The sequence below is a fragment of the Microbacterium sp. UBA3486 genome, from assembly GCF_002377845.1.
In the GTDB taxonomy this organism is placed as follows: domain Bacteria; phylum Actinomycetota; class Actinomycetes; order Actinomycetales; family Microbacteriaceae; genus Microbacterium; species Microbacterium maritypicum_A.
The window spans coordinates 1-13,890 of record NZ_DFQP01000091.1 but is presented as its reverse complement, the minus strand read 5'-3'; the positions used below and the strand labels follow the sequence as shown (position 1 = coordinate 13,890).

The following is a 13,890-nucleotide window of genomic DNA, read 5'->3' as shown; positions in this document are numbered from 1 at the left end:
TCGTCTCATGTGCGTCTCACATGGGAAGGCACGGCGCGATCGGATCGCGCGCAACTGACCGAGTCCGAGTGCCTCTGCGCGGCGCTGTTAGACGCCGCCGCTGGCCTCGTCGACGCGGTTCGGTCAGGCGTTCGAGTATGTGCGGAGTGTGTCGGTTGCGTCCGTGTGGCCGAGCATCAGGTGTGCGAGCTTGACGTCTGTTCCGGCGGCGATGGTGTTCGTCGCCGCGACGTGGCGTAGGCCGTGCTCCGATTGGTCGGTAGCCGCTCGAACCGTGCGACGATCCTTCAGTCAGGTTGGGCGCCGATTCCGCTCTCAAGCACGCCATCGCTGGTGCAGATATCTGCGCCGACGACGCTTCACATCCGCACGCCGGGATCAACGCTCAGAACGACCGCCGCAAACTCTGAACATGGGCCCCCGCCGCCTTCGGTCGATTGGGGGCCCATGGCGCTCCTGCGATCAGGCCGTGGGTGCTCCGATGTACCCAGCGAGGAAGGTGAAGGTGTCCCAAGTCACACCAGGAACCTTCGAAAGTTCCGGCAGCGGCATGACGTCCGTGGCGCCGAGGTCGCGTAGCGTGTTGACCTGCATGCGGAAGTCGTTGTACTGCTGCTGACTGGCGAAGTCCGTCTTTCCCCCGTATCGCAGGTGGACGACCGTGCCGTTGGGGACCTTTACGATTGCTTCCACGTTGTTCTCCGTTGCTGTTGTCTCGGTCGGCGCGGTGTAGTCGCCCGTGTATTCCCAATGCCAGTTCTCGATCTGGCTGAAGTATCGCCCTGTCCACGCCCACTGGTACGCGCCGGCGTTCGCCTGCAACCAGCGGTGCGACGGACTCGACGAGCTGCTGTAGATCTCGCCGCCAAAGTCGACTGCGATCGCCCAGCCATGTTTGGACTTGCCAACGCGTTCGGCGAGGTTACCGCCCGCTTGATAGGCATCCCAAGCTCTCTGCTGGCCCGCGAGGTCGCGGTAGCCGTCGTTGACGGGGAGGTTGCGGCCGAACGCCGCCCGGAAAGCCGCATTGAGTCGCTCGATCGCCGCGCACGCATCCTTGCGAAGACGATGCCGCGTGTCCCACGAGATCGGAACAAGCACCTCCGGCGGAATCTGTCCGTTTGGATACGGACCCCAGTCGGCGCGCGCGGAAGATGCCTGTCCGACAACCGGGCCCGCAGCAGCGACGAGGGCGGCGATAGCGGCTGCCGACAGAAACCGTCGTCGAGATACGGAGGATGGTTGTGAAGGTGATGGTGCCTCCGGAGCGGCATCCATGATGGTGCCAGGCGGAGGTACTCCGCGTGGTGCTGTCATGAAATCAACGTATCTGAGCCCCGATGCTGTGACTGACAGCGTCATCCGGTGGCCGTGTCCTGGGTGAGGCTGGCGGAGCCCGGGCTCATCGATGAAGCGCCCGGGCAGGTATGGATCCGGGATCTGGCGGATGGCTCGTTCATCTGAGCTTCACGCACAGATCGCCAGGCCCATCAATGGTGGGCCTGGCGATCTGACGGTCATCGCGTCTGGGAGCGGAACCGCAACAGCAGGAACGGCGTCACGCCGGCCAGTAGTTCTTCTTGACCGTGACCTCTTCGATCTTCGCGGTGCCGCCCACCGACCGCACATGCGCGTAGAGCCGGACCGGACCGACCAGGGTGTAGGGCATCACGTACTGCGCGTGTGTGATCCCGTCGCTCGATACCGTCTTCGGGATCTCGACGGTGGGCTGCACGAAGGACTGGGCGACGGCGCCGGCTGAGTTCAGCGCCTCTGCCACCACGCGGAGTTGAAGGGCGGAGGCAACCCCTGATGCGCGGAGGTTGACGACGACATCCCCGGTCTCTCGCCGACCTGCGGCGAGCACGGCGAGGTAGAACTCCGTGGGTCCGACGCGCACCGGCATCCAGGAGTTCGCCGGAATGACGGTGTTCCAAGCGTAGGTTGTGGACTGATGGGTGGGCACGGGATCCTCCGGGGCGGCGGGTTGAGCGGGTGAGTTGTCGATGACGTAGTTCTCGAAGTCGACGGTGTTCCTGAATCCGAGTTGGGCCGGGGACCCGCCGATCCAGAGCGACACGTGTACGTGCGCTCCGTAGCCGGTCTCGCTGTCGAAGCCGGATGCCCCCGAGTAGGCGATGATCGCTCCCTGCTCCACCCGGGTGCCGACGCGGACCACGCTGGAATCAAGATGCAGGTAGCGAATGTAGTTGCCGTCGTCCGCGCGAAGCGCCAGATAACGACCGGTCGCCGTAGACGTGGTGTCCTTGCGGTCGACGATGAGGCCACTCGTCACGGCCATGACCGGCATGCCCCTCGGCACGGAGTAGTCGGTGCCCGGCTCCGCGGAGTTGCGGTTGCGGTGCCCCTGCCACGAGTCGGAGATCGGTGCGTAGCCGCACGGTCGGATGTACGTTCCGGCAGCGGCCGCGCTCTCTCCCGGCGCCAGGAAGTTCATTCCGAGCATCGCCGCACCGCCAACGACACCGGACGCGATCAGCGCCGACCTACGGGTCAGCGTGGGAAGTGTCAGCGATTTCGGCGGCGCCTCCGCTTGTTCTGCGCCGCACATCAGCGATCGCCGCCCTCGTTCTTTCCGTCGATCAGCTTCTGGATCTGGTCCTCGGGAAGGCGTTCGATCGAGGCCGACGACAGGCCGATGTCGGGGCTGGACGGAGTGCCGCCGATGGTGCACTGCGCCTCGCCCTCGAAGCCGGCTGTCTGGGCGGGAACGAGCACGAGCCAGTCCGGGCTCACGTTGCGGTGCTCGATGCGGCTGGAGGCGGAGTCGAACTGCACGTCCCCAGCGAATCCCGATCTCGTCGCATCGATGCAGATGGTGACGAGCTCGTCGGCGGTGAATTCCCCGAACTCGGCGGAGCTCGGGCTGGGTGTGGGGGTGGGGGCGGCGGTGGGCTCTGAGGTGGCGCTCGGACCGGGCGTGGGGTTCGAGCTGGAGGTGGGGATCGCACTGGAGGGGGTTGAGCCGGAGGCGCATCCAGCGAGAGCAACCGCTCCGAGAGCCAGCACGGCTCCCAGGGCGAAGCGTTCGAGGCGGGGAGATCTCATGCTCTGAAAGTAGCAGCGGGAGGGCGCCGGACCGGGTCAGCCCGTCCGCCCGGCGCAAATCCGCGTTCAGAAGTCGGATCTCTCGGAGCGCGCGGTGTCGACGGATGTCGATCATGTCGCACTGGTGCGAAGGTGAGGCGGGCGAGGATGATGTCGTGCATCGGTCTCGGAGGATGGGCTCGCCCCGCCGCGAGGAATGACGGGATGAAGGAAAGGTGTACCGGAGTGATGACGAACCTCACCATCGGAGCAGCGCTCGAGGACCCGCGGATTCCGGTCGATCTCGACGCCCGGCGCTTCAACAGGCATACCTTCTGGGTCGGGCAGAGCGGCAGCGGGAAGACCTATGCGCTCGGCGTCGTGTTGGAACAGCTGCTCCTGCACACCGAGCTGCCGATGATCGTCCTCGATCCGAACAGCGACTTCACGCGCTTGCGGGAGACACGGGCCTCCGCAGGAGCATCCGATACCGACCGCATGGCGGAACTCGACATCCGCGTGTTCCGCTCCGGCGCGGGTGAGGGTGAGCGCCTGCACGTGCGTTACGTCGATCTGGTGCCGGCATCGAAGGCAGCCGTTCTGCAGATGGACCCGATCGCGGATGCGGAAGAGTACAACGCTCTGCTCCATGAGGAACGAGATGCGCACGTCTTCGACGGTCGCGATATGCTCCCCGGTCTGCGAGCCTCGGGCGACCCCGCCCGGGTGCGGCTCGCGAACCGCATGGAGAACCTGCAGGTGCTGGAGTGGGCGCTCTGGTCACGCGGCGCGGGATCGGTCATTGACATGATCGAAGAACGCCCACGAGCCACGGTCCTCGACCTGGGCGGCTTCGAGCACCCTGCCGAGCCGAAGGTCGCGGCCCTCGCCGTGCTCGAACATCTCTGGGCACACCGTGAGGAACGACGGCCCGTCCTGATCGTCATCGACGAAGCGCACAACCTCTGCTCGCCGAATCCCGAGACCGCCGTCGAACGAGCCCTCACCGAGCAGCTCGTGCAGATCGCGGCCGAGGGGCGCAAGTTCGGGCTCTGGTTGCTGCTCTCCACACAGCGTCCGACGAAGATCCACCCCAACGTGCTCTCGCAGTGCGACAACCTCGCGCTGATGCGGGTCAACGCGCCCCGCGACCTCGCCGAGCTCGCCGACGTCTTCGGATTCGCCTCCGAGGACGCCATCCGCCGTTCCGCCGACTTCGTGCAGGGGCAGGCGCTGTTCGCCGGCGGCTTCATCTCGGCGCCGACCTTCGTGCAGATGGGGGAGCGGATCACCGAGGAGGCGGGCGGCGATGTGAAGGTCCCGTTGCGCGTCGAGGGATGATGGGAGCTCCAAGGTAGCGATGGCACGACGGATCAGGAGCAGCACCGGGGATGGACAGGCGGAGAACGACTGCGGATGACGGGATCCTTCGCGTGCACAGGGCCCTGCGATCGGGATTCGGCACCGAGGCCGCGGTGTACGGCACGATTCTCGTCAGCGGCCTGGTGGCCGTGTCCTCGGCGCACGGGGAGACATCACTGGCCGTGCTGGTGACGGTCGCCGTCACGGTGCTGGTGTTCTGGGGTGCTCATGTGTATGCCGGCACTGTGGCCAGGGTCAGCGATCACGATGAACGCGAGCACGGTGAATCCGTCGGGGTTCGGGCGGCGTTCGCCGCGTCGGTGAAGCACTCCTTCGGCATGCTCAGCTCGGCGACCGTGCCGGCGGTCTTCCTGTTGGCCGGCACGACCCGCGTCATGCCCGACGGGCTCGCGAACGACCTCGCGCTCTGGTCTGGTGTCGTGATCCTCGCGTTCCTCGGCTATGTGGCCTTCCTCCGTCGGGGGAGCCCCCTGCTCACGCGCGTGCTCGGCGCCCTGGGGACGGCGTCGTTCGGTCTCGTCTTCGTGGTTCTCAAGGCTCTCGTGCACTGAGACCGGTGAGCCGCGTCGGGCTTGCGGTTTCGGCATACGGGGCTAGCTTGAACGCCAACGACCACGGCGGAACGAACGAGGGAGAATGCGCATGACTCACCGGATCGGCTACCTCATCGGGAGCCTCGCCCATGACTCGATCAACCGCGTCGTCGCGACCGCCCTCGTGAAGCTGGCACCTCCCAGTCTCGAGATGGTCGAGATCCCGATCCGCGATCTGCCGCTGTACAACCGCGACGACGAGCTCGATCCGGTCGCCGCCGTGACCACGTTCAAGCGGGCGGTGGAACAGGCGGAGGGACTGCTGATCGTCTCGCCCGAGTACAACCGTTCGATACCGGGTGCGTTGAAGAACGCGATCGACTGGGGCTCACGCCCCTGGGGTCACAACTCGTTCGCGCGCAAGCCCACCGGCATCATCGGCGCGTCCACCGGGGCCATCGGCACCGCCGTCATGCAGTCGTCGATGCGCAGCGTGCTGAGCTTCCTCAACGCCCCACAGCTCAACGCGCCCGAGGCGTACCTGACGTATCGACCGGAGATGTTCGGCCCGGACGGCGAGGTCGAGGACGACGGCACGAAGAAGTTCCTGGAGCACTACATGGAGGAGTACGCCGCCTTCGTCGAGCGTGTGCTCTCTCTCACGGCTCCCGGCCACGTCGGCGACCCGGACTAGTCGGGCGTCGCGTCGGGGAATGCGGCGCGGCTCGCCGCTGTGATCACGGCGGACAGGCTCGCGGAGAGGACGGAGCGCCCGCGGCCTGCCGACCAGGCGACCCCTTCTTCCGTGCGGTGCTCGAGGAGGATGAGCGCCTCACCGTCGGCGCTGGATCCGACGCTGGTCTGGTGCAGGCTCACGACGTCGACACGGATTCCCCGGGTGTCGAGTGCCGCAGTGAGGGCCTCGACCGGACCACCTGCCGCATGGGTGCTCGTGTGCTCGCGCCCCTCGATGTGCAGCGTGATCCGTGTGCGGGACTCGCCGTCGGACTCGGCGGTGTCGTACGAGACGAGCGCGATATCGGTGCGGGCACCGGTGCCGAGGTACACCTCCCCGAAGACCCTCCACAGCTCCGATGCCGTGACCTCGGTGCCGATCGTGTCCGTGTGCCGCTGCACGTGTCGCGCGAAGTCGATCTGCAGGCGGCGGGGTAGTTCGATCCCGTACGCCGTTTCGAGCAGGTAGGCGATCCCGCCTTTCCCCGACTGCGAGTTCACGCGGATCACCGCGTCGTAGTCGCGGCCGATGTCGGCGGGGTCGATCGGCAGGTACGGGACCCGCCATTCGATCTCCCGTTCGTCGCGGCCCTCGGCCGCAGCCCGAGCGCGATGCTCGGAGAAGCCCTTCTTGATCGCGTCCTGGTGGGTCCCGCTGAATGCCGTGTGCACCAGGTCGCCGACATAGGGGTGGCGGGCGTGCACCTCGATCCGGTTGCAGTACTCGACCGTGCGGCGGATCTCGTCGATGTCGGAGAAGTCGATCATCGGGTCCACGCCCTGCGCGTGCAGATTCAGGGCGAGCGTCGCGATGTCGACGTTGCCCGTGCGCTCGCCGTTGCCGAAGATGCAGCCTTCGACCCGCTGCGCGCCGGCGAGCACCGCGAGCTCGGCGCAGGCGATGCCGGTCCCGCGGTCGTTGTGGGGGTGCACCGACAGGATCACGGCATCGCGACGGGCGAGGTGCTTGTGCATGTATTCGATCTGGTCGGCGTACACGTTCGGGGTGGCGACCTCGACCGTGGCCGGGAGGTTGAGGATCACCGGGCGCTCGGGGGTCGCCTGCCACAGGTCGGTCATCGCATCGCAGATGTCGATCACGTAGTCGGGTTCGGTCAGATTGAACACCTCGGGAGAGAACTCGAACCGCACGTTCGGCAGGTCTCCGGCGAACTCCCACACGTCACGGCCGCCGGAGAGGATGAGCTGCGTCAGCGCTTCGCGTTCGTGTCCGAGCACCAGGCTGCGCCAGGTCGGGGCGGTCGCGGTGTACATGTGGATCACGACCGGATTGGCGATGCCCCGGATGGAGGCGACCGTGCGTTCGATGAGGTCGCGACGCGCGGGCGTGAACACCACGATCGTCACGTCATCCGGGGCGATGTCGCTCTCGGCGATGAGCCGCACGAAGTCGTAGTCGGTCTGCGACGCCGACGGGTATCCGACCTCGATCTCCTTGTAGCCCATCCTCACCATCAGCTCGAAGAAGCGGCGCTTGCGCGCGGGGTCCATCGGCTCGGCGAGCGCCTGGTTGCCGTCCCGCAGATCGACGGGCACCCAGAGCGGGGCCGCGGTGAGACGCCGTGTCGGCCAGTCCCGCTCGGTGAGGGGCACGTCGACGCGGGAGTAGACGTCGCGGTAGCGGTGCGACGGCATCGGGGAACGTCGCTGCCTGTTCCAGGTCGGCGTCCGGTCGGAGCCGGTGTCGGTATCGAGGTCGGCGGCCGGGGAGGGGTGGGGGAACGATGTCGTGGTCATGGCGGGTGCGGTGTCCTTCTTCGAGGGTCTGCGACCGGCACACGTTCGACTCCACGACGGGGAGCCGGTCCGGCTACGTCCCGCCGTGGCGACGAAGAAGAAGGTGCTCTGACGAGAACATGGCTAGACTGTAACACAACTCCTCAGACAAGTAGACGAGAGGCTGGCATTGCGCATGGCACAGGTGAGGCGAGAACCCCTGGCGGATCAGGCTGCGGCACTCCTGCTGGAACGGATCCGCGCCGGAGAATGGGCACTGGGGGAGAAGCTCCCCGGGGAGACGACGCTCGCGCCGCAGCTCGGAGTGGGACGCTCCACCGTGCGCGAGGCGATCCGCCAGCTCGCCGGGCGCGGGGTGCTGGCCTCACGACAGGGCGCCGGCGTCTTCGTCATCGCGCTCGATGCGCCCGAGGACTGGGACGCGGTGCTGCGAAAGGCCGGCATCGTCGCAGTGATCGAAGCGCGCATCGCGATCGAGACCGAAGCCGCCGCGCTCGCCGCCGCGCGACGCACGCCCTCAGACCTGCGCAGCATCCGTCGCGCCTTGGCCGATCGCGATGCGCATAGGTCCGACATCGACAGTCACGTCGATGCCGACACCGCGTTCCACCGCGCGGTCGTCGCCGCGTCGCACAACGCCGTCCTCCTCGACCTGTTCGACAGCTTCACCCCCCGGCTGCGTGAAGCCATGGTCGAGATGCTCCGCATCCGACGGGAGTTCGGCGACGATGCCGACCACGACGCCCACGCCGCCCAGGTCGACGCGATCGTCGACCGCGACGAGGGCGCTGCTGCCGCGAGGAGCCGTGCACACCTCCTCACACTGCGGGACGCGCTGGCATGACCGAGGAGAAGCCTCGTGTGAACCGCCCGTCCGACGTGCTGGTGCTGAGGGGGGTCGACGTCATCCGCGGCTCGCGCCAGATCCTGACCGGCGTCGACCTCACCGTCCGTGCAGGGGAGCACTGGGCACTCATCGGCCCCAACGGTGCGGGTAAGAGCACGATCCTGAGCATGTGCGGCGCGGAGGCGCACCCGACCCGAGGGTCCGTGCATGTGCTCGGGCAGCAGCTCGGGCGGGTCGAGATCCGCCGGCTGCGTGAGTCGATCGGACATGTGAACCCTCGTCATCCGCTGCGCTCGCCGCTGACGGTGCGGCAGATCGTCCTGACCGGCGCGACGGGGACGACGCAGATGATGAACCGCTGGGAGCCGTCGCCGTCGCTCATCGCGAGGGCGGACCACCTCATCGGGATGCTGGGTCTCGGCGGGCAGCAGGACGCCACCTGGCCGACCATGTCGCAGGGGGAGCGCGGCCGGGCACTGATCGCGAGAGCCCTTCTGCCCGACCCCGCGTTGCTGCTGCTCGACGAGCCCTCCACCGGTCTCGATGTCGCCGCCAGGGAGCAGTTCCTCGAGACTCTCGACCTGCTGCACGACGCGCAACCCGATCTCACGACGGTGCTCGTGACGCACCACCTCGAGGAGCTGCCGGGGTCGACCACTCATGCAGCCCTGGTCTCGAAGGGGGAGGTCGTGTCGCAGGGGGCGGCGAGCGATGTCCTCACGACCGCTCTCGTGACCGCGGCGTTCGAGTACCCCATCCGGATCGAGCATCGCGACGAGCGATGGCAGGCCCGTGCCGGCCGGGCGCTCGTGGGCTGAACACACGAGGCCCGGGCTTCCTCACCGGAGGACCACCAGCTCCCGTGTCGACCGGGTCATCGCCACGTACCGGTCCACGGCGCCGGCGACATCGTCACCGAACTGCTCCGGGCGCACGAGGACGACCAGATCGAACTCCAGGCCCTTCGCCCCCTCGGGAGTCAGCGATCGCACGCGCGCTGTCGGCGGGAGGTCCGGGGAGCCGATGATGCACGCGATCCCGTCCGGGTGCTCATCGAGCCAGGCATCCAGCAGGCGGGGGAGCGAGGCGACGACGTCGTATCGCACGGGCGTTCCGCTCTCGCGCACCGACGTCGGCACATTGGCGTCCGGGATCGCCGCGAGGATCGCCGGTCCCGCCGCCGCCATCACCTCGGCTGGAGTCCGGTAGTTCACGCCCAGGTGGGCGATCCGGACATCACGGAGGCCGATGCGGGTGAGCCGCGCTTCCCAGCTCTCGGTGAAGCCGTGCCGCGCCTGTGCGCGGTCTCCGACGATCGTGAAGCTGCGTGAGGGGCAGCGGGCGAGGAGCATCCGCCATTCCGCATCGCTGAGCTCCTGCGCTTCATCGACGACGATGTGCCCGAACGGCCCCGCCAGCTCGTCCGGCGGGAGCGCGGGCGGGGCGTCGACGCCGAGCAGCACGTTCCTCGCATCCTGTCCGCGAAGGATGGACATCACTTTCATCTCGCTGTCATCGTCTTCGATCAGGTGGTCGACGACGTGGGAGACCTGCTCCTGCGCCGAGGCGACGACGGCTTGGCGGCGGTGCTCGTCGCGGACGGCGTCGGGATCGCCGATCCGCCGGCGCGCGGCGTCCAGGAACGGGAGATCGGCGACGGTCCACTTCTCGGGGTCCTCGCGCTGCAGAGCCGCGACCTCTCCGGGCGAGAGGCTCGCAGCGCAGCGCTGCAAGAAGTCGGGGGAGCTCCACAGCCGAGCGACCATCGAGGTCGGGGACAGCATCGGCCAGGCGCGCACGAACGTCCCGGTGAGCTCCTCGTCCTGTCGCAGCCACCGTCGCACGATGTGGGGAGGCACGTCATCGTCGTGCACCTGGTCTGTCAACAACTCGAGGATCTCCTCCCACACCTCGTCACGCGCCACGTTGTGCGAGACCGCCGGGTCGGCGCCGGAGAACAGTGCCGTCCATTCCTCGCGGCTGATCCAGAGGTCGGCCCACGGCGACTCGATGCGCATCGCGTGCGAGGGAGGGCGCTCGAACCACGTCGCCGCCGCATCGAGTATCGCGACGGGATCGAGGGCGGCCTTGAGCAGTGCCACCCGCGCATCCTGCTCGTCCACGGCCGCTGCTCCTTCCGGGACCAGATCGCGCAGGGTCGAGAGCCGGACGGAGTCCTCGCCGAGGCTGGGCAGAACATCTTCGACGTACGCGAGATAGTGCGGGTGAGGCCCCACGAGCAACATGCCGCCCGCGCTCTGCGTGAGTCGCGGCTCGGCGTACAGCAGGTGCGCGGCGCGGTGCAGCGCCACGACGGTCTTTCCCGTGCCGGGTCCACCGTCGACGACCAGTGCGCCGGGCGAGGACGCGCGGATGATCGCGTCCTGGTCGGCCTGGATCGTCGACAGCACGTCGCGCATGCGCGACGTGCGTTGGGCGCCCAGGCTGGCGATGAAGGCGGATTGGTCGTCGAGCGAGGCCGAACCGTCGAATGCGGCGTCGGTCAATGCCTCATCCCAGTAGTCGCTGATCCGTCCGTCGACCCACCGATATCGACGTCGGGACAGGAGCCCGCGCGAATCCTCCATGGTCGCCGCGAAGTACGGTTCTGCCGCCGGGGTCCGCCAATCGATCAGCAGCCGGGTGCCGTCGGCGGCGGCCAGGCCCGTGCGGCCGATGTACACGGGGTCGCCGTGTTCCGGGGTCATCCGACCGAGGCAGATGTCGATGCCGTAGCGCTCGAGCACGCGCAGCCGTCCGCTCAGGCGACGTATCTCGAGGTCGCGTTCCACGGCCGTGTCTCCGAACCGGGCGGAACGCTGACGCATCTCGGCCAGACGCGAGGTCACGGCGGCACGGTGCGCCTCGAGGGCGTCGTCGATCCTGCGGAGGTGATCGCGGTCGGCGTCGATGAGCTCTGCCGTCGACTTCGCGCGCAGATCGTCGGGGAGATGGAAGGGGTCGAAAGGCATGGATCTCCTTCACGCCCACGCGTCGTTCGCACGAGCGAGGGTCGATTCTGCCCCACGGTGGGGGCCTTGCGGCAAGCCCCCACCTCGGCGATATCCTGAAAATGCAGACGGAGAGCTACGCCTCGTGCACCGTGCGGCCGGCGATCACGGTCCGCACCACCCGGGTCGTCAGCAGTGCAGCAGGATCCCCCTCGAACGGGTCGACCTCGAGAACGACGAAGTCGGCCGCGTATCCGACCGCGATACGACCGCGCCAGTCCCCGTCGCCGATCGAGGCCGCGGCATCCCGAGTGGCATGCGCGATCGCACGCTCCAGGGGGAGCGCCTGCTCGGGATGGATCGCCGGCACGCCCGGAGCCAGAGCTGAAGCACGGGTGGTCGCGACGTACATGTTCGCCAGGGCCTCATGCGGCGCGGTCGGGGCATCGGTGGAGAAGGCGAGGAGCGCACCCGCCTCGTCGTATTCCGACCAGGCGAACGCGCGGTCGGCCCGTTCGTCTCCGACCTGTGCTGCCCAGTTGGAGAAAATCGCGGGATCGGCGTGCACGGGCTGCATGGACGCCGTCACTCCGAGCCGTGCCATCCGCTCCGCGGTCCCCGGCGCCGCGTACTCGAGGTGCTCGATGCGGTGCCGTCGTTGGCGGTCGCCGTTCACAGCGACCGCATGCTCGATCGCATCGAGGGCGAGGGTGCTCGCCGCATCGCCGATCGCGTGCATCGCGATCTGCAGTCCTGCGGCGTCCGCCGCGGCGACGACCGGCAGCAGGCGTTCGGCGGGCCAGATCGGCGCGGCGTTCGTCCCGTCGGCGTAGGGTGCCTGCATGGCGGCCGTGCACGCGTCGATCGTCCCGTCGAGCACGAGCTTGATCCCGAGCACCCGCACCCCCGCCGTCGTCGAGGACGCATGGGCGGCGGCCTGCGCGACCTGCGCGAGGTTCGCGGCATCGTCGCCGGTATTGACGATGAACCAGTGCGCGGCGATGCGCAGTGGCAGGCTGCCGTGAGCGGCCGCACGACCGAGGGCGGCGAGCCCGAGCTCGTCGAAAGCCATGTCGACGGCTCCGGTCACGCCGGCGGCGAGGTACGCGGAGACGACCCGCTCGACCGCCGCATCGCGCTGCGCATCGGTGGTCGTGGCGTCGCGATGAGCCCAGGCGTGCAGCTGCGCGGCGGTCTCGTAGAGCATCCCGGTCGCATCGCCCGCCGCATCGCGGGAGATGCGGCCGCCGATGGGGTCGGGGGTGTCGCGGGTGATCCCGAGCTCGGCGAGCGCGGCCGTGTTCACCCAGCACGAGTGATAGTCGTTCGCGTCGAGGTAGACCGGGACGTCGGAGACGACCGCATCGATCATGGCCGCTGTCGGCTCACTGCCGGGGATCGCATCGAACAGCCATCCGCGTCCGCGGAGCACACCGGGCGCGGCCTCACGCGCGGTGCGGAGTCGGCGCTGGATCTCCTCGAGAGAGGAGGCGTCCGTGAGTCCCACCTGTCCGAGCGCTTCGCCCATCATGAGCAGGTGGGTGTGCGCGTCGGTGAATCCGGGGAGCACGATGCGGCCGTGGAGATCGACGACCGTGTCCGCGTGCGGTGCCGACTCCTCGGTGCCGACATGCACGAACGCGTCGTCGTCGACCACGAGCGCTGAGCTCCACCGGGATTCGTCCCCGGTGAAGATGCGGCCGTTGCGGTAGAGGGTGCGGGTCATGCGTCGATCTCCTGTGCGGTCATGCGTTCCAGACGGGTCGAGATGAGGGCGATCGCCCCGGTGGGGACGGCCAGGATGAAGCTCGCGATGCCGAGCGCCACAGCGAATCCCTGATATCCCAGGGCGCCGACGAGGGCCGCGCCGATGACCGGGGTGAGCGCCGACCCGACCAGGTAGACGGCGAGCAGCGGCCCCGACCAGCGCCCGTCGGCATCCAGTGCCGCGGACGTCGACACGAAGTACATGAACGCGATGGCGTAGATCGAGTTCCAGGCGATGAACACCACGATGAAGGCGGTGGGATCGGTGACGAACCCCTCCACGATCTTGAGTGCGCCCCCGGCGACCAGCAGGACGACCAGGGGAACCGCGCGCCCGAATCGGGCTCCGACGATCATGAGCAGCAGCGAGCCGAGGAGCCCGCCGGCTGTTGCGCCGCTGAGTGCGACGCCGAGACCTTCGGGCGTCAGGCCGGCCTGTTCCGCGCCCATGATGCCCGCCATCGCCCAGAGGGAGTCTTCGCTCGCCGCCCACAGGGCGAACACGATGAGGAGTCCGAAACCGGCGATCGTCACCGTCCGCGAGCGGGCGGGGGAGGTGCGTACGGTGCCTGTCGGAGGGATCTCGATCGGCATCGCCTCGGCGACGGCCGCCCCCGCCTGCGGGGCGAGGACCGGAGCGGCGGGAAGCCATGCCGAGGCGATCAGCCCGATCAGGCTGAACAGCGCCAGCGCACCGAAGACGTCGAGAGGGGCGAGGCCGATCAGCGGGATCACGGCGAGGACCACCGTGATGACTCCGCGGTTCGCGAGCCCGTTGAAGCCGGCGACCCTGTCGGGGTTGCGGAAAGCGGCGAGCGCCGCGCCCGATGCGGCGACCGCGCCACCTGCTCCGGCGCCGCCGAGGAGC

The 13,890-nt window shown here is 68.3% G+C and carries 13 protein-coding genes; 5 read left to right on the top strand and 8 right to left on the bottom strand.

Annotated features, from left to right (window positions below; all coding sequences use genetic code 11):
• Positions 1-123: 123 nt before the first annotated feature.
• From B2869_RS18800 to B2869_RS14350, 4 genes are all read right to left on the bottom strand, one after another.
• Entirely contained in the window at positions 124-291 is a 168-nt protein-coding gene (locus B2869_RS18800) for a tyrosine-type recombinase/integrase (RefSeq protein WP_373695404.1), read from the bottom strand.
• 171 nt (positions 292-462) lie between these two features.
• Positions 463-1,317 (bottom strand): M15 family metallopeptidase, encoded by an 855-nt coding sequence (locus tag B2869_RS14360; RefSeq protein ID WP_292767969.1) that lies wholly within the window; start codon positions 1,315-1,317, stop codon positions 463-465.
• A 241-nt stretch (positions 1,318-1,558) separates the two neighbouring features.
• Positions 1,559-2,467, bottom strand: a complete 909-nt coding sequence (locus B2869_RS14355) for a M23 family metallopeptidase (RefSeq protein WP_292767966.1) — start codon at positions 2,465-2,467, stop codon at positions 1,559-1,561.
• A gap of 104 nt (positions 2,468-2,571) precedes the next feature.
• Positions 2,572-3,069 carry a hypothetical protein gene (locus tag B2869_RS14350; protein WP_292767963.1) on the bottom strand — a complete coding sequence of 166 codons (498 nt, stop codon included), beginning with the start codon at positions 3,067-3,069 and terminating at the stop codon, positions 2,572-2,574.
• A 228-nt stretch (positions 3,070-3,297) separates the two neighbouring features.
• Between B2869_RS14350 and B2869_RS14345 the strand changes: the two genes are divergently transcribed.
• The 3 genes from B2869_RS14345 (at position 3,298) to B2869_RS14335 (ending at position 5,658) form a co-directional block, all read left to right on the top strand.
• Entirely contained in the window at positions 3,298-4,389 is a 1,092-nt protein-coding gene (locus tag B2869_RS14345; protein WP_292767959.1) for an ATP-binding protein, read from the top strand.
• 92 nt (positions 4,390-4,481) lie between these two features.
• Complete coding sequence (locus tag B2869_RS14340) at positions 4,482-4,982, top strand: hypothetical protein (RefSeq protein ID WP_029264883.1); 501 nt, start codon at positions 4,482-4,484, stop codon at positions 4,980-4,982.
• 91 nt (positions 4,983-5,073) lie between these two features.
• Positions 5,074-5,658, top strand: a complete 585-nt coding sequence (locus B2869_RS14335; protein ID WP_292767954.1) for an NADPH-dependent FMN reductase — start codon at positions 5,074-5,076, stop codon at positions 5,656-5,658.
• On the opposite strand, the gene B2869_RS14330 is transcribed toward B2869_RS14335, so the two are convergent.
• Positions 5,655-7,355, bottom strand: coding sequence for a 2-isopropylmalate synthase (locus B2869_RS14330; protein WP_292767996.1), 1,701 nt, complete (start codon positions 7,353-7,355; stop codon positions 5,655-5,657). The genes B2869_RS14335 and B2869_RS14330 overlap by 4 nt on opposite strands.
• Positions 7,356-7,632: 277 nt before the next feature.
• Here B2869_RS14330 and B2869_RS14325 point away from each other — a divergent pair, with 277 nt between their 5' ends.
• Both B2869_RS14325 and B2869_RS14320 read left to right on the top strand, forming a co-directional pair.
• The gene (locus B2869_RS14325) at positions 7,633-8,301 is read left to right on the top strand and encodes a FadR/GntR family transcriptional regulator (protein ID WP_029264886.1); all 669 of its coding nucleotides are present in this window, start codon (positions 7,633-7,635) and stop codon (positions 8,299-8,301) included.
• On the top strand, positions 8,298-9,122 hold the full coding sequence (locus tag B2869_RS14320) for an ABC transporter ATP-binding protein (RefSeq protein ID WP_292767948.1): 825 nt from the start codon (positions 8,298-8,300) through the stop codon (positions 9,120-9,122). Before B2869_RS14325 ends, B2869_RS14320 begins: the two co-directional genes overlap by 4 nt.
• A gap of 21 nt (positions 9,123-9,143) precedes the next feature.
• On the opposite strand, the gene helR is transcribed toward B2869_RS14320, so the two are convergent.
• The 3 genes from helR to B2869_RS14305 form a co-directional block, all read right to left on the bottom strand.
• Complete coding sequence (gene helR, locus B2869_RS14315; protein WP_292767945.1) at positions 9,144-11,276, bottom strand: RNA polymerase recycling motor ATPase HelR; 2,133 nt, start codon at positions 11,274-11,276, stop codon at positions 9,144-9,146.
• A gap of 115 nt (positions 11,277-11,391) precedes the next feature.
• Positions 11,392-12,981, bottom strand: coding sequence for an amidohydrolase (locus B2869_RS14310; RefSeq protein WP_292767943.1), 1,590 nt, complete (start codon positions 12,979-12,981; stop codon positions 11,392-11,394).
• Positions 12,978-13,890: MFS transporter (locus B2869_RS14305; protein ID WP_292767940.1), on the bottom strand; the 913-nt coding region annotated here is incomplete at its 5' end. The genes B2869_RS14310 and B2869_RS14305, both read right to left, overlap by 4 nt.

Coding starts and splice junctions, on each gene's coding strand:
- B2869_RS14330 (WP_292767996.1), bottom strand. CDS start 7,355: ATGCCGTCGCACCGCTACCGCGACGTCTACTCCCGCGTCGACGTGCCC.
- B2869_RS14350 (WP_292767963.1), bottom strand. CDS start 3,069: ATGAGATCTCCCCGCCTCGAACGCTTCGCCCTGGGAGCCGTGCTGGCT.
- B2869_RS14335 (WP_292767954.1), top strand. CDS start 5,074: ATGACTCACCGGATCGGCTACCTCATCGGGAGCCTCGCCCATGACTCG.
- B2869_RS14345 (WP_292767959.1), top strand. CDS start 3,298: ATGACGAACCTCACCATCGGAGCAGCGCTCGAGGACCCGCGGATTCCG.
- B2869_RS14310 (WP_292767943.1), bottom strand. CDS start 12,981: ATGACCCGCACCCTCTACCGCAACGGCCGCATCTTCACCGGGGACGAA.
- B2869_RS14360 (WP_292767969.1), bottom strand. CDS start 1,317: ATGACAGCACCACGCGGAGTACCTCCGCCTGGCACCATCATGGATGCC.
- helR (WP_292767945.1), bottom strand. CDS start 11,276: ATGCCTTTCGACCCCTTCCATCTCCCCGACGATCTGCGCGCGAAGTCG.
- B2869_RS14325 (WP_029264886.1), top strand. CDS start 7,633: ATGGCACAGGTGAGGCGAGAACCCCTGGCGGATCAGGCTGCGGCACTC.
- B2869_RS14320 (WP_292767948.1), top strand. CDS start 8,298: ATGACCGAGGAGAAGCCTCGTGTGAACCGCCCGTCCGACGTGCTGGTG.
- B2869_RS14355 (WP_292767966.1), bottom strand. CDS start 2,467: ATGCTCGGAATGAACTTCCTGGCGCCGGGAGAGAGCGCGGCCGCTGCC.